The sequence below is a fragment of the Stutzerimonas sp. genome (assembly GCF_982611455.1).
Map to the genome: position 1 here is coordinate 38,256 of NZ_CEXBBO010000012.1, position 22,235 is coordinate 60,490.

At 61.8% G+C, this 22,235-nt stretch carries 19 protein-coding genes; 15 read left to right on the forward strand and 4 right to left on the reverse strand.

Annotated elements, in window-relative coordinates:
* Positions 1-34: 34 nt before the first annotated feature.
* Genes AC2LD7_RS09550 through AC2LD7_RS09565 form a run of 4 tightly spaced genes read left to right on the forward strand, consistent with a single transcriptional unit; the run spans position 35 to position 4,926 of the window.
* On the forward strand, positions 35-1,324 hold the full coding sequence (locus tag AC2LD7_RS09550) for a glycosyltransferase (protein WP_484597518.1): 1,290 nt from the start codon (positions 35-37) through the stop codon (positions 1,322-1,324).
* Entirely contained in the window at positions 1,317-2,483 is a 1,167-nt protein-coding gene (gene crtY / locus AC2LD7_RS09555) for a lycopene beta-cyclase CrtY (RefSeq protein WP_484597519.1), read from the forward strand. The genes AC2LD7_RS09550 and crtY overlap by 8 nt, the downstream gene beginning before the upstream one ends.
* Complete coding sequence (locus AC2LD7_RS09560; protein WP_484597520.1) at positions 2,480-3,997, forward strand: phytoene desaturase; 1,518 nt, start codon at positions 2,480-2,482, stop codon at positions 3,995-3,997. Before crtY ends, AC2LD7_RS09560 begins: the two co-directional genes overlap by 4 nt.
* Entirely contained in the window at positions 3,994-4,926 is a 933-nt protein-coding gene (locus tag AC2LD7_RS09565; RefSeq protein WP_484597521.1) for a phytoene/squalene synthase family protein, read from the forward strand. The genes AC2LD7_RS09560 and AC2LD7_RS09565 overlap by 4 nt, the downstream gene beginning before the upstream one ends.
* Here AC2LD7_RS09565 and AC2LD7_RS09570 read toward each other — a convergent pair.
* Both AC2LD7_RS09570 and AC2LD7_RS09575 read right to left on the reverse strand, forming a co-directional pair.
* Positions 4,886-5,407 (reverse strand): sterol desaturase family protein, encoded by a 522-nt coding sequence (locus tag AC2LD7_RS09570; protein ID WP_484597522.1) that lies wholly within the window; start codon positions 5,405-5,407, stop codon positions 4,886-4,888. The two genes, AC2LD7_RS09565 and AC2LD7_RS09570, sit on opposite strands and share 41 nt — an antisense overlap.
* A gap of 96 nt (positions 5,408-5,503) precedes the next feature.
* Entirely contained in the window at positions 5,504-6,547 is a 1,044-nt protein-coding gene (locus AC2LD7_RS09575; RefSeq protein ID WP_484597523.1) for an NAD(P)H-dependent flavin oxidoreductase, read from the reverse strand.
* Between the two features lie 147 nt (positions 6,548-6,694).
* Here AC2LD7_RS09575 and AC2LD7_RS09580 point away from each other — a divergent pair, with 147 nt between their 5' ends.
* Complete coding sequence (locus AC2LD7_RS09580; RefSeq protein ID WP_484597524.1) at positions 6,695-7,534, forward strand: 23S rRNA (adenine(2030)-N(6))-methyltransferase RlmJ; 840 nt, start codon at positions 6,695-6,697, stop codon at positions 7,532-7,534.
* 139 nt (positions 7,535-7,673) lie between these two features.
* On the opposite strand, the gene AC2LD7_RS09585 is transcribed toward AC2LD7_RS09580, so the two are convergent.
* On the reverse strand, positions 7,674-8,648 hold the full coding sequence (locus AC2LD7_RS09585; RefSeq protein WP_484597525.1) for a serine/threonine protein kinase: 975 nt from the start codon (positions 8,646-8,648) through the stop codon (positions 7,674-7,676).
* 69 nt (positions 8,649-8,717) lie between these two features.
* Positions 8,718-9,422 carry a phosphoribosyltransferase family protein gene (locus AC2LD7_RS09590; protein ID WP_484597526.1) on the reverse strand — a complete coding sequence of 235 codons (705 nt, stop codon included), beginning with the start codon at positions 9,420-9,422 and terminating at the stop codon, positions 8,718-8,720.
* A gap of 93 nt (positions 9,423-9,515) precedes the next feature.
* Here AC2LD7_RS09590 and bioB point away from each other — a divergent pair, with 93 nt between their 5' ends.
* From bioB to AC2LD7_RS09640, 10 genes are all read left to right on the forward strand, one after another.
* Positions 9,516-10,571 (forward strand): biotin synthase BioB, encoded by a 1,056-nt coding sequence (gene bioB, locus AC2LD7_RS09595; RefSeq protein WP_484597527.1) that lies wholly within the window; start codon positions 9,516-9,518, stop codon positions 10,569-10,571.
* A gap of 91 nt (positions 10,572-10,662) precedes the next feature.
* On the forward strand, positions 10,663-11,844 hold the full coding sequence (bioF, locus tag AC2LD7_RS09600; RefSeq protein ID WP_484597528.1) for an 8-amino-7-oxononanoate synthase: 1,182 nt from the start codon (positions 10,663-10,665) through the stop codon (positions 11,842-11,844).
* Entirely contained in the window at positions 11,837-12,559 is a 723-nt protein-coding gene (locus tag AC2LD7_RS09605; RefSeq protein WP_484597529.1) for an alpha/beta fold hydrolase, read from the forward strand. Before bioF ends, AC2LD7_RS09605 begins: the two co-directional genes overlap by 8 nt.
* A complete protein-coding gene (bioC, locus tag AC2LD7_RS09610) occupies positions 12,556-13,371 on the forward strand; it encodes a malonyl-ACP O-methyltransferase BioC (protein WP_484597530.1) in 816 nt (271 codons plus the stop codon). Before AC2LD7_RS09605 ends, bioC begins: the two co-directional genes overlap by 4 nt.
* Positions 13,368-14,054, forward strand: coding sequence for a dethiobiotin synthase (gene bioD, locus AC2LD7_RS09615; RefSeq protein ID WP_484597531.1), 687 nt, complete (start codon positions 13,368-13,370; stop codon positions 14,052-14,054). Before bioC ends, bioD begins: the two co-directional genes overlap by 4 nt.
* Before the next feature lie 138 nt (positions 14,055-14,192).
* A complete protein-coding gene (locus tag AC2LD7_RS09620; protein WP_484597532.1) occupies positions 14,193-14,450 on the forward strand; it encodes a hypothetical protein in 258 nt (85 codons plus the stop codon).
* A gap of 245 nt (positions 14,451-14,695) precedes the next feature.
* Complete coding sequence (locus tag AC2LD7_RS09625) at positions 14,696-16,501, forward strand: phenylacyl-CoA dehydrogenase (protein ID WP_484597533.1); 1,806 nt, start codon at positions 14,696-14,698, stop codon at positions 16,499-16,501.
* Positions 16,502-16,652: 151 nt separating this feature from the next.
* On the forward strand, positions 16,653-17,954 hold the full coding sequence (locus tag AC2LD7_RS09630) for a GGDEF domain-containing protein (protein ID WP_484597534.1): 1,302 nt from the start codon (positions 16,653-16,655) through the stop codon (positions 17,952-17,954).
* 106 nt (positions 17,955-18,060) lie between these two features.
* Positions 18,061-19,854, forward strand: coding sequence for an acyl-CoA dehydrogenase C-terminal domain-containing protein (locus AC2LD7_RS09635; RefSeq protein WP_484597535.1), 1,794 nt, complete (start codon positions 18,061-18,063; stop codon positions 19,852-19,854).
* Between the two features lie 375 nt (positions 19,855-20,229).
* On the forward strand, positions 20,230-22,008 hold the full coding sequence (locus AC2LD7_RS09640; RefSeq protein ID WP_484597536.1) for an acyl-CoA dehydrogenase C-terminal domain-containing protein: 1,779 nt from the start codon (positions 20,230-20,232) through the stop codon (positions 22,006-22,008).
* The last annotated feature ends 227 nt before the right edge of the window (positions 22,009-22,235 follow it).

Genomic DNA, 22,235 nt, shown 5'->3' on the forward strand with positions numbered 1-22,235 from the left:
GGCGTTTAGTTCACCGCTGGCGAGGAGCGGTTCGATGACCCATTTCGCGGTGATTACGTTGCCGTTTCATAGCCACCTGCGCGCGATGGAAGCGATCGCCGACGAACTGGCGGCGCGCGGGCATCGTGTCACGTTCGTGCAGCAGGCCGATGTCGGGATTGCGTTGTGCAACCCGCGTGTGGGTTTCGCCGCGGTTGGCCTCGGTTCGCACCCGCCGGGATCGCTCAAGGCTGTAATCGACCGCGCCGCGCGGCCCGGCGGGCCTTGGGGAATTCGCCGAGTAATCGCCGATATGGCGGCTGCGACCGACATGCTCTGCCGCGACGCGCCGGCGGTGCTGCGTTCGTTAGGAGCCGAAGCGGTCATTGCCGATCAGATGGAGCCCGCGGGTGGGCTGTTGGCCGAGCATCTCGGGCTGCCGTTCGTCTCGGTGGCCTGTGCGCTGCCAGTCAACCGGGAGGCGCAGGTGCCGCTGCCGGTGATGCCCTGGCGCTATCGAGCCACGGCGTGGGGCGAGCAGCTGAACCACCACAGCAGCCGCGTTTACGATCGGGCAATGCAGGCGCATGCCGACGTCATTGTCCGCCATGCGGCAGCGTTTGGCTTGCCGCCGCGAGCGCGCCTCGATGAATGCCTGTCGTCCTTGCTGCAACTGAGCCAGACCACCGCCGGCTTCGATTTCCCGCGTCAATCCTTGCCCGCGCATTTTCACGCGGTTGGCCCGCTGCGTTCGATACGGGCTACCGAGCCGGCGTTGGACATTTCGGTGAAGGCTGGCAGGGCGTTTGTCTTCGCTTCGCTGGGTACCTTGCAGGGCGATCGTTTCGGTTTGTTCCTGCGCATCGCCGAGGCGTGTCGCGAGTTGGATGTGCAGCTGTTGATTGCTCATTGTGGACGCCTGGATTCCTCGCAAGAGGCGCGGTTGCTGCAAGCTGGCGCCAGTTGGGTCACCGATTTCGCGCCGCAGCGCACGGTGCTGGCGCGGGCCGATGCGCTGATCACCCATGCCGGACTGAACACTGTTCTCGATGCGCTCGAAGCTGGCGTGCCGAGCCTGGCGTTGCCGATCGCCTTCGATCAGCCAGGAGTCGCAGCTCGCGTAGTACATGCGGGAGTCGGGTTGCGTCTCGATCGGCGATGGGCGAGCCGTCGACGCATCGTGCAGGCATTGCGCCGGTTGTTACACGAGCCGAGCTTCGGCCAACGCGCGCAGCTCCTCGGAGCTGAGGTCCGCGCAGCCGGCGGTGCACCCCACGCCGCGCAACTGATCGAAGAGGCGTTCGGCATCCACCGACCACGGATCGAGAGGGCGGAGCATGGCTGATCCGGACCTGATCCTGGTTGGCGGCGGCTTGGCCAACGGCTTGCTGGCTTGGCACCTGCACCAACAGCGTCCGGACCTGCGCGTGCTGGTCCTCGAGCGAGGCGCGACGCTGGGTGGCAACCACACATGGTCGTTCCATCAGCACGACCTGACACCGGCGCAGCACGCCTGGCTGGAGCCATTGGTCTGCAATCGCTGGCCGAGCTATGAGGTGGTCTTTCCTGCGTTCGAACGGCGTCTCGACAGCGGATACGCGAGCATTTTTTCGGCGCGGTTTCATCAATGCCTGATGGCCGACCTGAGCGATAGCGTCTGGCTGAACGTCGAGGTGGCAGAGGTCGGCCCGCAACAGGTGCGCCTGGCCAGTGGCGAGACCTTACGAGCAGGTGCGGTGATCGACGGACGCGGCGCACGGCTCAGCCATCACCTGGCGCTGGGCTTCCAGAAGTTTCTTGGTCAGGAATTGCAGCTGAGCCAGCCGCATGGGCTGAAGGTGCCAATCGTCATGGATGCCAGCGTGGCGCAGCAGGACGGTTACCGCTTCATTTATGTGCTGCCGCTCAGCGCCGACAGGTTGTTGATCGAGGACACCTATTACGCCGACGGCGACGCGGTAGCGCCCGACACGCTGCGGCGCAACATCGCCGACTATGCCGCGGCGCGGGGCTGGACGATCGCCGAGTTGCTGCGTGAAGAGCAAGGCGTGCTGCCCATCGTATTGTCCGGTGATGTATCCGCATTCTGGGACGAAGCCGGCGGCGTACCGCAGACCGGCTTGGCCGCCGCGCTGTTTCATCCCACGACAGGCTATTCACTGCCGGATGCCGTGCGCCTTGCCGACCATCTGATAGCTCTAGATCGCTGGAGCGCACCCGAGCTGTTTTCGGCAATACGTGCGTACTCGCTGAAGCAATGGCATCGGCGAGGTTTTTTCCGGTTGCTCAATCGAATGCTGTTCATGGCAGGCCCGGCCGATCGCCGCTGGGCAGTGATGCAGCGCTTCTACCGGCTGCGCGAGCCGCTGATCCAGCGTTTCTATGCCGCGAACCTGACCACCTGGGACCGCTTGCGCATCGTCTCGGGCAAACCTCCCGTACCGGTGCGTGAGGCGCTACGCGCGCTGGCCGCCAGTAATTTGCACCATAAGGACAAGCGATGAATGAGGCCACAGGCGGAGTGAGACGGGCCGTGGTTATCGGCGCTGGTTTCGGCGGCTTGGCGCTGGCGATCCGCCTGCAACGTAGCGGCGTACAGACCACCCTGCTGGAGAAACGCGACAAGCCGGGTGGCCGCGCCTACGTCTATCACGACCAGGGCTTTACCTTCGATGCCGGGCCCACGGTGATCACCGATCCGCCGGCCCTGGAAGAACTCTTCACCGGTGCCGGCAAGCGTATGGCCGATTACGTCGAGCTGCTGCCGGTCAGTCCGTTCTATCGGCTGTGCTGGGAAGACGGTTACAGCTTCGATTACGTCAACGACCAGGCCGCGTTGGATCGGCAAATCCATGCGTTGAACCCGAAGGATGTCGCCGGCTATCAGCGCTTTCTCGCCTATTCCCGTGCAGTGTATGAAGAGGGCTACGTCAAACTCGGCACCGTGCCCTTCCTGTCGTTTCGCAGCATGATCGGCGTCGCTCCGCAGCTGGCGAAATTGCAGGCGTGGCGCAACGTGTACAGCATGGTGGCGCGCTTCGTGGAGAACGACCGGTTGCGTCAGGCGCTGTCGTTTCATTCGCTGCTGGTGGGCGGCAATCCTTTTGAAACTTCATCTATCTACGCGCTGATCCACGCACTGGAGCGCCAGGGCGGCGTCTGGTTTCCACGCGGTGGCACCGGTGCGCTGGTGCAGGGCATGGTCAGGTTGTTCGAGGATCTTGGTGGCACGCTGGAGCTGAATGCTGAAGTGGCACGCATCGAGCTGACAGCGGGGCGCGCGAATGCGGTGATTACCCATGACGGTCGTCGCTTCGACACCGATGCGGTCGCTTCCAACGCCGATGTGGTGAACACCTACAAGCAGCTGTTGGGCCACGAGCAGCGCGGTCGCGACGAGGCCAAGCGGCTGAGCGGCAAGCGCTTCTCCATGTCACTGTTTGTCATTCACTTCGGCCTCAAGCGCCGCCACGAGCATCTTCAGCATCACACGGTGTGTTTCGGTCCGCGCTACCGAGAACTGATCGACGAGATATTCAAGCGCGAAACCCTGGCTGACGATTTTTCGCTGTATCTGCATGCACCCTGCGTTACCGACCCGTCATTGGCGCCGGAAGGCTGCGCCAGCCATTACGTGCTGGCGCCGGTGCCGCACCTGGGAACGGCCGATATCGACTGGGCGGTGGAGGGGCCGAAATACCGTGACCGCATCTTCGAATATCTTGAGCGGCACTATATTCCTGGGCTGCGGGACGATCTGGTCACGCATCGGATATTCACCCCGCACGACTTCCGTGACGAGCTCAATGCGCATCTCGGTTCGGCGTTTTCGCTGGAACCGATCCTCACGCAGAGCGCCTGGTTCCGCCCGCACAACCGGGATGATGTGATTCCTAACCTGTATATCGTCGGTGCCGGCACTCATCCTGGCGCGGGTGTACCTGGCGTGGTGGGCTCGGCCAAGGCCACTGCCGGGCTGATGCTGGAGGATTTCATGTTGGAGGATCAGGCCGGATGAACGAGCAAGTCATCGACCATTCGACCCAGGTAATCAACGTCGGCTCCAAGAGCTTCGCCGCCGCAGCGAAACTGTTCGACGAGCGCACTCGCCAAAGTGCGGTGATGCTCTACGCCTGGTGCCGTCATTGCGACGATGTGATCGATGGTCAGACGCTGGGCCACGGTCAGGCCGAGGGTGATCGCTCGACTGGCGAGGCGCGATTGGCGGAACTGGTGTGCCTCACCGAACGCGCCTACGCCGGCGAGCCGATGAGCGATCCGGCATTCGCTGCGTTTCAGCAGGTGATCCATCGACACCAGATTCCCAAGGAGTACCCGCTGGAGCACCTGGCCGGCTTTCGCATGGATGTGCAGGAGTACCGCTACCAGACCCTCGACGACACGCTGCTGTATTGCTATCGCGTGGCCGGCGTGGTCGGTTTGATGATGGCGCGGGTGATGGGCGCCGAAGGGGAGGCAACGCTGGATCGTGCCTGCGATCTAGGGCTGGCCTTTCAGCTGACCAATATTGCGCGCGATATCGTCGAGGATGCCGAAATCGGGCGCGTCTATTTGCCCGGGGACTGGCTCACCGAAGCTGGAATTCCAGCCGATGAAGTCAGTCTGCCGCAGCACAGGGCTGCACTGGCGATATTGGCGGCACGGCTGATCGATCTGGCCGAGCCTTATTACCAATCGGCTTCCCAGGGGTTGCGCGACCTGCCATTGCGCTCGGCCTGGTCGATCGCCACGGCACACGGCGTTTACCGCCAGATCGGCATCGAAGTGAAGGCGCGCGGTGCGGCGGCTTGGGATATGCGGGTCTCGACGAGCAAGGCGCAAAAGCTGCAATTTCTGCTCGGTGGTGGGGTGCTTGCGCTTGCGCTCGCGTCGCGGCGGATGCGGTTCAAACCGCGTCCGGCTTCTCTGTGGACGCGTCCACGCTAGCCTTGCGTAACGGCCCGTCGTGCAGCTCGCGCAATTGCTGTTTGAGAACGGGCAGCGGCGGTGCGTAAAGAAAGCCAAAGGACACGCAACGCTCCTTGCCTTCTACCGCGTGGTGCAGGCGGTGAGCCTGATAAAGCCGCTTGAGATATCCGTTGCGCGGCACGTAGCGCAGCGGCCAGCGGTGATGCACCAGCCCGTCATGGGCGACGAAATACAGAAAGCCATAGGCGGTCATGCCGGCACCGATCCACTCCAGCGGGCCATAGCCGGCAGTACCCAGTGCGATCAGGGCGATAGCGACCCCGGCGAAGACCACCGCATACAAATCATTCTTCTCGAACCAACCGTCACGCGGCTCATGGTGCGAGCGGTGCCAGCCCCAGCCCCAGCCGTGCATGACGTACTTGTGCGCCCACCAGGCAAACAGCTCCATCCCGGCCAGGGTGGCGAGAAATACCAGCGCGTTGATCAGCACGGTCATATCCGGTCCGTTCGTATCGAAGACAACACAGTCTACTCGTTGGACGACACCCGTCGACCCGGCTCCGACACTTGGCGGTGCCGGCGTGGGCTCCGCTCAAGCGCGCCAACCGGCCGTCAGCGCAGCGGTCAACTCTGCGGCGGGGATTGATCGGCACCCGCTGACATTCTGACCGGCCCAGAGCGGAGAAAAATGATCGAGTCCCTGGCCCTCTGCCTTGGCGCGCAAAACACTGATCGCGTTACCAGCCAGGGGGAATGTCGGAACCGCGTCGGGCCGAGGGCCGAGTTCCTGAATCAGGCGATTGACGATGCCGCGAGCAGGGCGACCGGAGAACAGGGTGGTCAGCACGGTGCTGTGTGCCGCGGGGCTTTGCAGCGCCTGGCGGTGCAATTGGCTGATGCGACTCTCATCGCACAATAGATAGGCGGTGCCGACCTGCACGCCCGCGGCGCCGAGCGTCTGCGCGGCTGCGACGCCGCGCGCATCGGCAATGCCACCGGCAGCGATCACGGGTATGTTCAGCGCGGCGACCAGTTGCGGCAGTAGCGCCAACGTACCGACTTGGCTATCGATGTGGTCGCTGAGAAACATGCCGCGATGGCCACCGGCTTCGAGTCCCTGGGCAATCACCGCGTCGATGCCCTGCGCCTGTAGCCAGAGGGCTTCTTCAAGAGTTGTGGCGCTGGAAAGAATCTTCGCACCGGTGGCGCGCACGCGCTGCAGCAGGTCCGGCGAGGGTAGGCCGAAGTGAAAGCTGACCACGGCTGGGCGATGACGCTCGATCACATCGGCCATCGCGGCGTCGAAAGGCTTGCGCGTCGCGCCGCTGGGAATGGTCGCCGGGTCGATCTGCAGTTCTTGCAGAAACGGCATTAGCATCGCCAACCAGGCTTCGTCGCGCTGAGGATCAGCCGCAGGCGTTCGGTGACAGAAAAAGTTGACGTTGTAAGGCTTGTCGGTCAGCCCCGCCATTGCGGTGAGCTCGGCGTCCAACACCTCGGCTGTGAGCATGCCGGCGGGGATCGAGCCGAGCCCGCCGGCGCTGGACACCGCTGCCGCCAACTGATGGTTCTGCGCACCAGCCATCGGCGCCTGGATGATCGGCAGCGAAGTATTGAAAAGGTCCCGTATGTCCATCCTGGTGTCCTTATCTCTTGTTTAAGGCATCGTCACTGTAGCAGTGGTCGACGGCTATTTTGCGTGGGCGATTGCATCAATGATTGCGCGCGGACCTCTGATTCGCGCCGCCGCGCAGTTAGACTGTGCGCTCTTCAGGAGTGCCCGATGAACTACCGCCACGCTTTTCATGCCGGCAATCACGCCGACGTCTTCAAACATCTCGTGTTGTCCCGGCTGTTTGCCTTGCTCGCCCGCAAGGAAGCGCCCTTCGCTTATCTCGACAGCCATGCGGGTGTCGGTCTGTATGACTTGGCTGGCGACCAGGCCAGTCGTACCGGCGAATGGCTGCAGGGCATCGCCCAGCTGTGGCAGGCCGGCGACGTGCCGGCGATGGCGGAGAATTATCTGAATGTAATCCGCGCGCTCAATCCGGCCGGAACGCTGCGCTATTACCCCGGCTCGCCGGAACTGGCGCGGCAGCTAACGCGCCCGCAGGATCGTCTGCAACTCAACGAGAAACACCCGGAAGATGGTCGTCTGCTGAAAGACAACATGGCCGGCGACCACCGCGTGGCGGTGCACCTCGGCGAAGGCTGGCACGTGCCGCGAGCGCTGATGCCGACGGCGGAAAAACGCGTCGTGCTGCTGGTCGATCCGCCGTTCGAGAAGGCCGACGAGCTGAGTCGCTGTGTTCAGGCGCTGTCCGAAGCGCTGGGGCGCATGCGCCAGACCATCGGCGTGATCTGGTATCCGATCAAGGATGAGCGTCAGCTCAAGCGGTTCTATCAAGACCTGTCGCGCAGCGGCGCGCCGAAACTGTTGCGCGCCGAGTTGTTCGTTCATCCCACCGATGATGAGCTGCGGCTGAACGGCTCCGGCCTGGCCATCAGCAATCCGCCATGGGGGCTGGAGGAGGAGTTGCGCGAGTTGTTGCCTTGGCTGGCCGAGCTGCTTGGACAGAGCGAAGGCGGGTGGCGGCTGGATTGGTTGATCGAAGAGGCCTGAGCCGCCGGCAAAAGCGCTGGAGGCTGGTGTCGTCTCGGTGGGCTGAAGCCCACCCTACGGAGTCACTCAGCCGATACGGGAGAAATGCGCGGTATCGGTAGGGTGGGCTTCAGCCCACCGAAGGAAGTTTCGACCCCGTCTAGAACAACTTCAACGGCTCTTCCTGCAGCGCCGACATCTGTTCGCGCAAGATAAGTATCTGGTCGCCCCAGTAACGCTCGGTGCCGAACCAGGGGAAGCTCATCGGAAACGCCGGATCGTCCCAGCGGCGAGCCAGCCAGGCGCTGTAGTGCATCAGGCGTAGGGCGCGCAGCGCTTCGATCAGCGGCAATTCGCGTGGGGCGAAATCGTGGAATTCGTTGTAGCCGTCGACCAGTTCGGAGAGCTGCCCGAGCCGCTCGTGACGTTCGCCGGCAAGCATCATCCAGATGTCTTGCACCGACGGGCCCATGCGGCAATCGTCCAGATCGACCAGATGGAAGGCATCATCGCGGGCGAGAATGTTGCCAGGGTGGCAATCGCCATGCAGGCGAATCGGCTGAAATTCCGTGCGGGCAAAAACGTCATCGACCCGCTTGAGCAAATCGCGCGCCACCGATTCGTACGCCGGTAGCAGGCTTTTCGGAATGAAACCACCCTCCAACAGAGTAGCCAGCGAATCATGGCCGAAGTGTTGGGCGGTCAGTGTTTCACGATGCTCGAACGACCGATTGGCACTGACCGCATGCATACGTCCGAGTAGCTGGCCGAGTCGATAGAGCTGATCGAGATTGCCTGGCTCCGGCGCCCGCCCGCCACGCCGAGGAAACAGCGCGAAGCGAAAGCCAGCATGCTCGAACAGCGTTTTCCCGTCGCGCTCCAGCGGCGCCACCACCGGGATCTCGCGGTCGGCCAGCTCCTTGGAAAATTGATGTTCTTCCAAGATTGCCGCGTTGCTCCAGCGATCGGGGCGATAGAACTTGGCGATCAGCGGGATGCCATCTTCTATGCCCACCTGATAGACGCGGTTTTCGTAGCTGTTCAGAGCCAATACGCGGGCATCGCTGATGAAGCCGGCGCTTTCCACCGCATCGAGCACAAGGTCAGGCGTGAGTGTGTCGAAAGGGTGGCTCATGGTCGGCTCCGCAAATGGGCGGCCAGTGTATTGCACTGGTGGGTTTACACAACCAGGGCTCGGCCCCGCCTACTCACCAGGTTTTGGGGTGCGGGCCAGGCAGTAGATATCGACTCGTACGGCACCGGCGCGTTTCAACAGGCGGGCCAGCGCCTCCGCGGTGGCGCCTGTGGTCAATACGTCGTCTATGACCGCGACATGCCGGCCAGCGATCCGCCGCTCGTCGGTCAGGGCAAAGGCTTGGCGGAGGTTGCGACGTCGGCTGGCGGCGTCCAGTTGCTGTTGCGATTGGGTGTCCTGAATGCGCTGCAGCTCATTCCGAGTCGGGATATTCAGGGCGGGACTCAACCAGTCGGCAAGCATCTGCGCTTGGTTGAAGCCGCGCAGGCGCAGCCGCTTGCGAGCCAGCGGCACCGGTAGCAGGCTGTCCGGGCGCGGCAGACCTTCATCAAAGGCGTGCTGCAGATGGCGGCCCAGATGCTCGGCTAGCAGCCGTCCCAGCGGCCAACGCGACTGATGTTTGAAGCGAGTGATCAAGCTGTCCACCGGAAACGCGAAGCGCCAGGGCACGGCAACATGATCGAACGCTGGCGGCTTTTTGAGGCATTGACCGCAGATCAGCCCGGTTGCCGGCAATGGCAGTGCGCAAATCGAGCATTGCCCGCCGAGCCAGGGCAACTCGGTCTCGCAGGGTCCACACAGTGATTGGCCGGTTTCGCAGCGCTCGTCGCAAAGCTGGCAGAAATGTTCAATTTTTAACCAGTTGTAAACCATGATTCCTTTCCAGGTTGACAGCGTCATCGGCTTGGCTAACCATTTCGCATCCGTGCCAGGCCGCCGAGCCGCTATTAATTACAAGGAATGCTTATGAGCGCCACCTCCGCTTCCGTTACTCGTCACGACTGGCGCCTCGCCGAAGTCAAAGCGCTCTTCGAACAACCCTTCAACGACCTGCTGTTTCAGGCGCAGGCCGTGCATCGCCAGCATTTCGATGCGAACCGCGTCCAGGTGTCCACGCTGCTGTCGATCAAGACCGGTGCCTGTCCGGAAGACTGCAAATATTGCCCGCAGTCCGGCCACTACAACACCGGTCTTGATAAAGAAAAACTGATGGAAGTGCAAAAAGTGCTGGAAGCCGCGGCCGAAGCCAAGGCGATTGGCTCTACGCGCTTCTGCATGGGCGCGGCCTGGAAGCATCCATCCGCGAAGGACATGCCCTATGTGCTGAAGATGGTCGAAGGCGTTAAAGCGCTGGGGCTGGAAACCTGCATGACCCTCGGCAAGCTCGACCAGGAGCAGACCAAGGCGCTGGCCGGAGCTGGTCTCGATTACTACAACCACAATCTCGATACTTCGCCGGAGTTCTACGGCAACATCATTACCACGCGCACGTACGCCGATCGACTGGAGACGCTGAGCTACGTGCGCGACTCAGGCATGAAGATTTGCTCCGGTGGCATCCTCGGCATGGGTGAGTCGCTGAACGACCGCGCCGGCCTGCTGATCCAACTGGCCAACCTGCCCGAGCATCCGGAGTCGGTACCGATCAACATGTTGGTTAAAGTGAAGGGTACGCCGCTGGCCGACGAGCAGGATGTCGATCCCTTCGACTTCATCCGTATGCTCGCCGTGGCGCGGATCATGATGCCTAAATCCCACGTACGGCTGTCTGCCGGTCGCGAGCAGATGAACGAGCAGATGCAGGCCCTGGCCTTCCTCGCCGGTGCCAACTCGATCTTCTACGGCGAAAAACTGTTGACCACCGGCAACCCTCAGGCCGACAAGGACATGCTGCTGTTCAAGCGCCTGGGCATTCAGCCCGAAGCGCGCGAGGAGCATGACGACGAGCTGCACCAGGCCGTCATCGAGCAGGCATTGGTCGAGCAGCGCGATTCCAAGCTGTTCTATAACGCCGCGGTATAAAAGCGGCTGCAGGCCATAGGCGACAGGCTGCAGGCTGGTCGACGTTGCCTGAAGCCTGAAGCCTGAAGCCTGCGGCCTGGAGCCTGTTTCTATGCCTTTCGATCTCGCTTCCCGTCTCGCTGAACGCCGAGCCGCTCATCTCTATCGCCATAGGCCGCTGCTGGAAACTCCGCAGCAGCCGGAGGTGATAGTTGATGGCGAGCCGCTGCTGGCCTTCTGCTCTAACGATTACCTTGGTTTGGCCAACCATCCCGAAGTAATCCGTGCGATGCAGCAGGGCGCCGAGCGTTGGGGTGTCGGTGGCGGGGCTTCGCATCTAGTGATGGGCCACAGCACGCCGCATCATCAGCTCGAAGAAGCCTTGGCCGAGTTCACCGGGCGGCCGCGGGCCTTGCTGTTCTCCACGGGCTACATGGCCAATCTGGCTGCCGTGACCGCCTTGGTGGGGCAGGGCGATACGGTGCTTGAAGACCGCATCAATCACGCCTCACTGCTCGATGCCGGCCTGCTCAGCGGCGCGCGTTTCTCGCGCTACTTGCACAACGATGCGGCCAGCCTGGCCAAGCGCCTGGAGAAGGCGACCGGCAATACTTTGGTGGTGACCGATGGCGTGTTCAGTATGGACGGCGATCTGGCTGATCTGCCGGCCCTTTGCGCCACCGCGAAAGCCCGCAACGCCTGGGTGATGGTCGACGATGCCCATGGCTTCGGCCCGCTGGGCGCCACAGGCGGCGGCATCGTCGAACATTTCGGGCTGAGCATGGATGACGTGCCGGTATTGGTCGGCACGCTCGGCAAGGCCTTCGGCACAGCGGGTGCTTTCGTTGCGGGCAGCGAGGAATTGATCGAGACGTTGATCCAGTTCGCTCGTCCTTATATTTACACCACCAGCCAGCCACCGGCGGTCGCCTGCGCAACGCTGAAAAGCCTGGAGCTGCTGCGTGGCGAAGGCTGGCGCCGCGAGCACCTGAATCAACTGATCGCGCGCTTCCGTCAGGGCGCGGCCGACATTGGGCTGACCCTGATGGACAGCCCAACGCCGATCCAGCCGATCCTGGTCGGCAGCAGCGAGCGCGCCCTAGAGCTCTCCGCCGCCTTGCGCGGGCGTGGGATTCTGGTTGGCGCCATCCGCCCGCCAACGGTGCCGGCCGGCAGCGCTCGGCTGCGCGTCACCTTCAGTGCGTCGCATAGCGAGACTCAGGTGGAACGACTGCTGGATATCCTGGCCGAATGCTGGAATCGATTGGCCGAGGAGCCTGAAACGGATGCGTGATCAGCTGATTTTGCTGCCCGGTTGGGCGTTCGGTCCGGCGGCCTTGCAGCCGTTGTGCGAGACCTTGGCCGAACTGGAACCTGATCTCGATGTGACGATCGAGCCTTTACCGGAACTAGCCACTGCCGATGCCTGGCTCGATGAGCTAAATCGGCGTTTGCCGGCGGATTGTTGGCTGGCCGGATGGTCGCTGGGCGGCATGCTGGCGGCGCAACTGGCCGAACGGCGTATCGACAGCTGCAGCGGATTGATCACGATTGCCAGTAATCCCTGTTTCCGGGCGCGCCCGAAATGGCCTGAAGCGATGTCTGCAGAAATTTTCGACGCGTTCCATGAAGCCTTCAAGCTCGATCCGGACGAGACGCTCAAACGCTTCCGCTCGCTCTGTAGCCGAGGTGGCTTCGATCCGCGCACCCTTGCTCGCCAGTTGCAAGTGAGCCAGTTGCAGTTGCCCGTCGCGGTGCTCGACGCGGGCCTGCAGCTCCTGGCGCAACTGGACGGGCGCGAGGCACTAAACGGTTATTTCGGCCCTCAGCTCCATATCTTCGCCGGGCGGGATGCTCTGGTGCCGGCTGCTGCTGCCTCTGCGTTGCGCACTTGGATGCCTGGAGCGGTTACCGAGGTGGTGGCCGATGCCAGCCATGCGCTACCGCTGGAGCGCCCCGAGGATGTGGCCGCAACGATGGTCGCGTTCATCAACGGAAGGCGCAAATGACTGAGCCGGTGGTTGTGGCGAGCGCATCGGTATTGCCCGACAAGCGCCAGGTCGCCGCTTCGTTTTCCCGCGCGGCTGCCAGCTATGACGCCGTGGCTGAATTGCAGCGGATGGTTGGCAATGCGTTGATCGAGCGGTTACCCGCTGGATTGCAGCCATCGTGCTGGCTCGACCTGGGCAGCGGCACTGGCTATTTCTCCCGGACGCTGGCGAGTCGCTTTGCTGCTAGTGAGGGCATCGCGCTGGATATTGCCGAAGGCATGTTACGCCACGCACGGCCGCTGGGCGGCGCCGCCGCTTTCGTGGCCGGTGACGCTGAATCTCTACCGCTACGCGGCGAGTCGGTGGAATTGATCTTCTCCAGCCTGGCGTTGCAATGGTGCGAAGACTTTGCCGCGGTGCTTCGCGAGGCGGCGCGGGTGTTGCGACCTGGCGGCATCTTCGCCTTCAGCAGCCTGTGCAGCGGCACGCTGCAGGAGCTGCGCGACAGCTGGCAAGTGGTGGATGGCTTTGCTCACGTCAATCGTTTCCGCTCCTTCGAGGCGTATCAGCAGCTCTGCGCGGCCAGTGGCTTGGGTCTGGTTGGCTTGGACGTGCAGCCGCAGATACTGCATTTCCCCGAACTGCGCCAACTGACCGGTGAACTCAAAGCGCTGGGTGCGCACAATCTCAACCCCGGCCGTCCCGGGGGGCTCACCGGTCGGGCGCGGGTTCGCGCCCTGATCGATGCCTACGAACGGTTCCGCACGCCCAGCGGACTGCCGGCGACCTATCAAGTGGTTTACGGCGTGTTGCGCAAGGAATCCTCATGACTGCTGCGTTTTTCGTGACCGGCACCGACACTGAGATCGGCAAAACCACCATTGCTGCCGGCCTGCTGCATGCGGCGCGGCTGATGAGGCTCAGCACGGCTGCGGCGAAACCGGTGGCATCGGGCTGTGAAATGACAGCCGAGGGGCTACGCAATGGCGATGCGTTGGCGCTGCTCGGCGAATGCACGCTTGCGATGCGTTACGAGCAGGTCAATCCGTTCGCCTTCGAACCGGCCATTGCACCGCATCTGGCCGCGCGGGAGACGGGTGTCGATCTAAGCGTTGCGCAATTGGCCGAACCGGTACGGCAAATGTTGGCTTTGCAAGCGGACTTTTCGCTAGTCGAGGGGGCGGGAGGCTGGCGCGTGCCATTGGCCGGTCGCGAGAATCTTTCCGATCTCGCTATGCAGCTCGGCCTACCGGTCATCCTGGTGGTCGGGGTGCGCCTTGGTTGCATCAATCATGCGTTACTCAGTGCAGAGGCGATCGAGCGCGACGGGCTGCGCCTGGCGGGTTGGGTCGCCAATATCGTCGAGCCCGAAACGTCGCGGCTGGAGCAAAACCTCGCCACGCTTGCCGAGCGTTTATCGGCGCCTTGCCTCGGACGGGTGCCGCGCCTCGCAGCGGCAGGTCCCTGCGAGGTGGCGCCGTATCTCGATCTTGGGCCGCTTGAGGTGCAGTGAAACCTGCTCGTGTCCGCAAACGCTCGCCCTCCGATGTGCATTTGGTAATGAAATGCAGGCCCTTATAGCGATGTGGAACTGGCGTCAGAAGGATGGCTCTGCTTCAATGATGGCTACCTGATTGCGCGGAGCAGCACCATGCAGATCAATCACAGCCTCCTCTCTGCCGGCCTTGGTGCCTACCAAGCGGGGCAGCAGCGTATCGACCAGGCCGGCGCCGCAATCGCTGAACAAACCTTGCCGGCCGTCGGCAACTCCCAAGCCTTAGCCGATACGGTCGAGCTCACCGAGCAGCTTGTGCAAATGAAGGTCGGCGAGCACGCAGCCAATGCGGGTGTGCGCATGTTGCAGACCGCTGATGAAGTGCTCGGCACTCTGGTCAACACCAAAGCCTGACATCCGCCGGTCTTTCTGGCCGGCGTTCTTTGCGCCTGTGCGCGCATGCTCCGAAACACTGCTTATGCTGATCCAGATGCCGACGAATGGCGTCATGGTCCCTGCTTGACATCGTTCAGGCCTAAACGTATGTTTCAAACGCCTGTTTGATCTGCCGAGCTGCTGCTAGGCGGTCACAACCCAAACCAAGCGTGACTGGTCGACCGGTCGCCTGAATCAAAGAACCTACCGTTGAGGTTTACGCTATGCCTGAATACAAGGCCCCCTTGCGCGATATCCGCTTCGTACGCGACGAATTGCTCGGCTACGAAGCGCATTATCAAAACCTTCCGGGTTGTGAAGACGCCACCCCGGACATGGTCAACGCTATCCTCGACGAGGGCGCCAAGTTCTGTGAACAGGTGATCGCCCCCCTCAACCGCGTGGGTGACGTCGAAGGTTGTACCTGGAGCGAAAACGGCGTCAAAACGCCGACCGGCTTCAAGGCGGCCTACCAGCAGTTCGTCGAGGGCGGCTGGCCGAGCCTGGCCCATGATGTCGAGCACGGCGGTCAGGGATTACCCGAGTCGCTGGGCATGGCCATCAGCGAGATGGTCGGCGAAGCCAACTGGTCCTGGGGCATGTATCCCGGTCTGTCCCACGGCGCGATGAATACCTTGCATGAGCACGGCACGGCCGAGCAGCAGCAGACTTATCTGACCAAGCTGGTTTCCGGCGAATGGACCGGCACCATGTGCCTCACCGAGCCGCATTGCGGCACCGACCTGGGCATGCTGCGCACCAAGGCCGAGCCTCAGGCCGATGGCAGTTATAAGGTATCCGGCACCAAGATCTTCATTTCGGCTGGCGAACACGACATGGCCGACAACATCGTCCATATCGTCCTGGCTCGCCTGCCCGATGCGCCGCAAGGCACCAAGGGCATCTCGCTGTTCATCGTGCCGAAGTTTCTGCCGAACGTTGAAGGCAGCGTAGGCGAGCGCAATGGCGTGTCTTGCGGCTCGCTGGAGCACAAGATGGGCATTCACGGCAACGCCACTTGCGTGATGAACTTCGACGGCGCCACCGGCTTCCTGATCGGCCCGCCGAACAAGGGCCTGAACTGCATGTTCACCTTCATGAACACCGCGCGTCTGGGTACTGCCCTGCAGGGCCTGGCCCACGCCGAGATCGGCTTCCAAGGCGGCATCAAGTACGCTCGTGAGCGTCTGCAGATGCGTTCGCTGACCGGCCCGAAGGCGCCCGAGAAGGCTGCTGACCCGATCATCGTTCACCCCGACGTGCGCCGCATGCTATTGACCATGAAGGCGTTCGCCGAAGGCAACCGGGCAATGCTCTACTTTGCCGCGAAGCAGGTCGATATCGTCCAGCGCAGCGCAGACGAGGAGCAGCGCAAGGCCGCCGACGCCATGCTCGCTTTCCTCACGCCGATCGCCAAGGCGTTCATGACCGAAGTGGGTTTCGAGTCTGCCAATCACGGCGTGCAAATCTATGGTGGCCACGGCTTCATCGCCGAGTGGGGCATGGAGCAGAACGTTCGCGACAGTCGTATCTCCTGCCTGTACGAAGGTACCACTGGCATCCAGGCGCTCGACCTCTTGGGCCGTAAGGTGCTGATGTCGCAGGGCGAAGCGCTGAAGGGATTCACCAAGGTGATTCACAAGTTCTGCCAGGCCAACGAAGGCAACGAGTCGGTCAAGCAGTTCGTCGAACCGCTGGCCAAGCTGAACAAGGAGTGGGGCGACCTGACCATGAAAGTCGGCATGGCGGCCATGAAGAATCGCGAAGAGGTCGGTGCAGCCTCAGTGGACTACCTGATGTACTGCGGCTACGCCTGCCTGGCCTACTTCTGGGCCGATATGGCGCGTTTGGCGTCCGAGAAGATCGCAGCTGGCGAAGACAGCGATGGCTTCTACACCGCCAAAGTGCAGACGGCGCGCTTCTACTTCCAACGCATCCTGCCGCGTACCCGCACCCACGTTGAAACCATGCTGTCTGGTGCTGACAACCTGATGGATATGGACGAGGCTCACTTCGAATTGGCCTACTGAGGCCCCGCAACGAAAAGGAACCGCTGCCCCGGCAGCGGTTTTTTTATCTTCGGTAAACCCAGCCTGCACCCGATGTTGCTATCTGGTTGGGTGATTGCATGATCGAATACAGGCACAATGCCTGCTTTCCACGATCAATCGCGGAGCCTTCGTGCCTCGTCTGGATGTCGCGCGCTTGAGTCATTTCTACGCCCCGCTGGCATTGCTGCTCGGCGGGCTGGTGACTGCGCGGCAACCGAGCCTCAACGAGTTCTTCACGTCATTATTCAACGTGCTGCCCACTGTCCTACTGTTGCTTGGCGGCGCGTTTTGCATCGCCTATGGACGGGTTCGCGAGACCTGCCTGCTGCTGGTGGTCTATATCGTCTATTTCCTGTTGGATACCCAGGCGGACCATTATCGTACCAGCGGCGCGCTGCTGCCTGGGGCCGCATTGACCTTTCACCTTTGCAGTCTGCTGCTGCCAGCGCTCTACGGCCTTTATGGGCTGTGGCAGGAGCGGACACACCTGCTGCAGGATGGCCTAGCACGGATTGCTGTGCTGTTTGCCGTTGCTGCGGTTGCACTGGCTTTGGCGAGGCGTTTTCCTGACACGATGCTCGACTGGTTGGTGGAAGTTCGTTGGCCGTTGCTGCAGGCGGACTGGCTACAACTGATTCAGCTGGCCTATCCGGTGTTTCTGCTGGCGCTGGTGGGGTTGCTGGTGCAATACCTGCAGCGACCAAGGCCGGTTCATGCGGCCCAGTTCGTCGCCTTGGCCGGATTGTTGCTGATGCTGCCGCACGTATTCGATCAACCGGGCGCGCTTAACGTCATGAGCAGTCTGATGATGTTGATACTGGCACTGGCCATCGCACAGGAGGCTTACCAGATGGCGTTCCGTGACGAACTGACAGGCCTGCCTGGGCGCCGGGCGCTGAACGAGCGCCTGCAGCGGCTGGGCCGGCAATATGTCATCGCCATGGCGGACGTTGATCGCTTCAAAGCGTTCAACGATACCCACGGTCATGATGTAGGTGATCAGGTACTGCGGCTGGTGGCGAGCCGGCTGCGCAAGGTCGGCGGCGGCGGGCGTGCGTACCGTTACGGCGGTGAGGAATTTGCGCTGGTGTTTCCTGGCCGTGATCTGCAGCACTGTCTGCCGCATCTGGAGGCTCTACGGCAAGCGGTCGAAGGCTATCCGTTGCAACTGCGCGACAAGGCCAGCCGGTCGAAGACGACTGAACAGGGGCGGCAGCGTCGCGGTGGCAGCGCCGCCGAAGCGGTTTCGGTGACCATCAGCATCGGTGTTGCCGAACGATTGGCGACACAGCGCAGCCCGGACGAAGTCATCAAAACGGCGGACCAGGCGCTCTACAGTGCCAAGGGGGCGGGACGTAACTGCATCCGCGCCCATGGTGAGAATCGCCGCGGCGCGGTGCGCACAGCGAAACAGTCGGCCACCGACGCCTAGGCGGTTATGACGGCGCATTCATCGCCCGCAATGTGATTGTTGAACAGGCTGATCTACCAGTAGCGTGCCGGCGATAACAGCGCATCGCGCATTCCTGGAGAACAAAATGCCCGCTTACAAGGCTCCCCTGCGCGACATGCGCTTTCTGATCGATGAAGTGTTCGACTTCCACGGCAGCTATGCCGCCAATGGGGCGGATGACGCCACGCCGGACATGGTCGGCGCCATCCTCGAGGAGGGTGCCAAGTTCTGTGAGCAAGTGCTCGCACCGCTCAATCGCAGCGGTGACGAGGAGGGCTGTCATTTCGATAACGGCATGGTGACCACACCCAAGGGCTTCAAGGAAGCCTTTGCCCAATATGCCGAAGGCGGCTGGATGGGGCTGGCTTCGGACCCGCGATTTGGAGGTCAGGGTCTGCCTCATTCATTGGGGCTGGTCATCGGTGAGATGATCGGGTCGGCCAATACCTCGTTCGGCATGTATCCGGGGCTGACCCACGGCGCGATGGCGGCGATCGGAGCCCACGGCACCGATGAACAGAAGCAGACCTATCTGCCTCGCATGACCGAAGGTCGCTGGACCGGGACCATGTGCCTGACCGAATCCCACTGCGGCACGGACCTAGGCTTGATCAAGACCCGCGCCGCGCCACGCAGCGACGGCAGTTATTCGATCAACGGCACGAAGATTTTCATTTCCGCCGGTGAGCACGACATGAGCGAGAACATCGTGCATCTGGTGCTGGCCAAACTGCCCGACGCGCCAGCCGGCACCAAGGGTATCTCGTTGTTCATCGTGCCAAAGTTTTTGCCTGATGCCGCAGGCAAGGCGGGTGAGCGTAACGGCGTTGCTTGTGGCTCCATCGAGCACAAGATGGGCATCAAGGCTTCGGCCTCCTGCGTGATCAATTTCGATGGCGCCACCGGCTTTCTCATCGGCGAGCCGAACAAGGGCCTGAACTGCATGTTCACGATGATGAACCATGCACGTCTGGGAACCGGCATGCAGGGCCTGTGCAACGGTGAGGCGAGCTTCCAGGGCGCGATCCAGTACGCCAACGAGCGCTTGCAAATGCGTGCTCTGACTGGCGCGAAGTTTCCGGAAAAGCCGGCCGATCCGATCATCGTGCACCCTGACGTGCGGCGCATGCTATTGACTATGAAGGCGTTCAACGAGGGCAACCGCGCGCTGGCCTATTTCACCGCGCAATTGCTCGATCAGCTGCACAGCCCGGAAGAAAACAAGCGCAAGGAGGCTGAAAGTCTGCTCGCGTTTCTCACGCCGATTTGCAAGGCGTTCATGACCGACACCGGACTGGAAGTGACTAACCTCGGTATGCAGGTATTCGGCGGCCACGGTTACATCCGCGAGTGGGGCATGGAGCAGCTGGTACGCGACTGTCGCATCGCGCCGATTTACGAGGGCACCAACGGCATCCAGGCCTTGGACCTGCTGGGTCGCAAGGTGCTGGGCAGCCAGGGCAAGCTGATGCTCGGCTTCACCAAGCTGGTGCACAAGTTCTGCGAAGCCAATGCCCAGCATCCGCAGCTGCAAGGCTATGTTGGGAAACTGGCTGGGCTCAACCGCGATCTCGGTGAGATCAGCACGCGGATCGGTATGGCCGCGATGAAGAACCCGGACGAAGTCGGTGCCGCGTCGGTGGATTACCTGATGTATTGCGGTTATCTCATCCTCGGCTATTTCTGGCTGCGTATGGCGGTAGTCGCTCAGGGCAAGCTGGATGCAAACGACCGCGACGCGGCCTTCTATCAGTCCAAGCTGATCACGGCTGAATTCTACTTCGCGAGACTGCTACCGCGTACCGCCGCGCATAAGGCTGCGATCGAAGCCGGCAGCGAAGGCTTGATGAAATTGGCGGCTGATCAGTTCATTTTCTAACCGCGACTCGTGTAATGGACCCGCTTTGCCAGACCGTGTGAAAACGTAGCGAGCGAAGGTTAGGCAAGGCAAAAGCAGGCGAGGAAGCGGAGTTTACGAGTTGTAAATGAGCATTCCGAGCCTGTTTTTAACGCGGCCTAACCGAGCGCAGTAGTTTTCACACAGTCTGTCGCGCGGGCTTTTTACTTTCAAAATATCTCGTTGTGAGGGTGTTATCAGCACAGATACCCGCTTGAACATTCAATAGTTTTGCGCCTGAAGAGCAGAACCACCCGGTCAGAATAAGACGCTTCGGGCGCCGATTGGTGTTCAGTTAGACTCGCTAAACTGCTGCGGCCAACCGGCCGGGTGACATGTTTCTGCGAGGTCCTTCCCATGGCTGACTACAAAGCACCGCTGCGCGACATGCGTTTCGTTCTGAATGAAGTCTTCGACGCGCCGAAGCTCTGGCAGACGTTGCCAGCGCTGGCCGAGGTCGTCGATGCAGAAACCGCCGATGCCATCCTTGAAGAAGCGGGCAAGATTACCGCCAACACCATCGCCCCGCTCAACCGTAGTGGCGATGAAGAGGGCTGTCGCTGGGCCGATGGCGTGGTCAGCACGCCAGCCGGCTATCCTGAAGCCTATCGCCTGTACGCCGAAGGCGGCTGGGTCGGCGTTGGTGGTGACCCAACCTACGGCGGCATGGGCATGCCTAAGGCGATTTCCGCGCAGGTCGAAGAAATGATGAACTCCGCCAGCCTGGCGTTCGGCCTCTATCCCATGCTGACCTCCGGTGCCTGCCTGTCCATCTATGCCCACGCCAGCGAAGAACTGAAGCAAAAGTATTTGCCGAATATGTATGCGGGGGTTTGGTCCGGTTCCATGTGCCTGACCGAACCGCATGCCGGGACCGATCTCGGCATCATTCGCACCAAGGCCGAGCCGCAGGCCGATGGCTCATACAAGATCAGTGGCACGAAGATTTTCATCACCGGTGGTGAGCACGACCTGACCGAGAACATCATCCATTTGGTGCTGGCCAAACTGCCCGATGCCCCGGCCGGTTCGCGCGGCATCTCGTTGTTTCTGGTACCTAAGGTGATGGTCAATGAGGCTGGTAGCCTGGGCGAGCGCAACAGCCTGAGCTGCGGCTCCATCGAACACAAGATGGGCATTCAGGCCTCGGCCACCTGCGTGATGAACTTTGACGGCGCTACTGGCTGGATGGTCGGCGAGCCGAACAAGGGCCTAGCGGCGATGTTCACCATGATGAACTACGAGCGCCTCGGCGTAGGTATTCAGGGCCTGTCCACGGGTGAGCGCTCCTACCAGAGCGCCATCGACTATGCGCGCGAGCGTACCCAGAGCCGTGCGCCGACAGGCCCGGTTGCGCAAGACAAGGCGGCTGATCCAATCATCGTCCATCCGGACGTGCGCCGTATGTTGCTGACCATGAAAGCGCTGAACGAAGGCGGCCGCGCCTTCTCCAGCTTCGTCGCCCTGCAACTGGACATCGCCAAGTTCAGCGATGACGCCGAGGCCCGTCAACGCGCCGAGGCGCAGGTGGCTTTGCTGACGCCGGTAGCCAAGGCGTTCTTAACCGATATGGGGCTGGAAACCACAGTGCACGGCCAACAGGTATTCGGCGGCCATGGCTTCATTCGTGAGTGGGGGCAGGAGCAGTTGGTCCGCGACTGCCGGATCACCCAGATATACGAAGGTACCAATGGCATCCAGGCGCTGGACCTGCTGGGTCGTAAGGTTGTCGGTAGCGGAGGGGAGCTTTACAACATCTTCGCTGAAGAGATTCGAGCATTCTGTGCATCGGCCGCTCCGGAGCTCGGCGAGTTTGTGACGCCATTGAAAGCAGCACTGGATAACCTGGACGCGTTGACCGCCTTCGTCATCGATAAAGCGAAAGACAACCCCAACGAAATCGGCGCCGCCTCGGTGGAGTATCTGCACGTGTTCGGCTATACGGCTTACGCCTATATGTGGGCACGGATGGCGGCCGCTGCGCTGGGCAAGACAGGTGAAGACAATTTCTACGCCAGCAAGCTCGGGACCGCACGCTTCTACTTCGCGCGGTTGCTACCACGCATCCACTCGCTGAGCGCGTCGGTCGGGGCGGGTAGTGATTCGCTGTACCTACTCGACGCTGTGCAGTTCTAAGCGAATTAATCCGTGCAGGCACAATGAAATTAATTAGCCATGTATGGGAACGCTGCGCCACTACGCCAGTCATAGATCTGCACCGTTTGTAGTTAATCACTTACAAGACGAACCATGGATCGGATCGTTGTAAGTAATTACTTACAGGCCGTGGGGCAAATGGCTACTACAGCTTCGTTCGACCGCTCGGTAGTCTTTCGCGTTATGGACGCCGCGTATGGATGCGC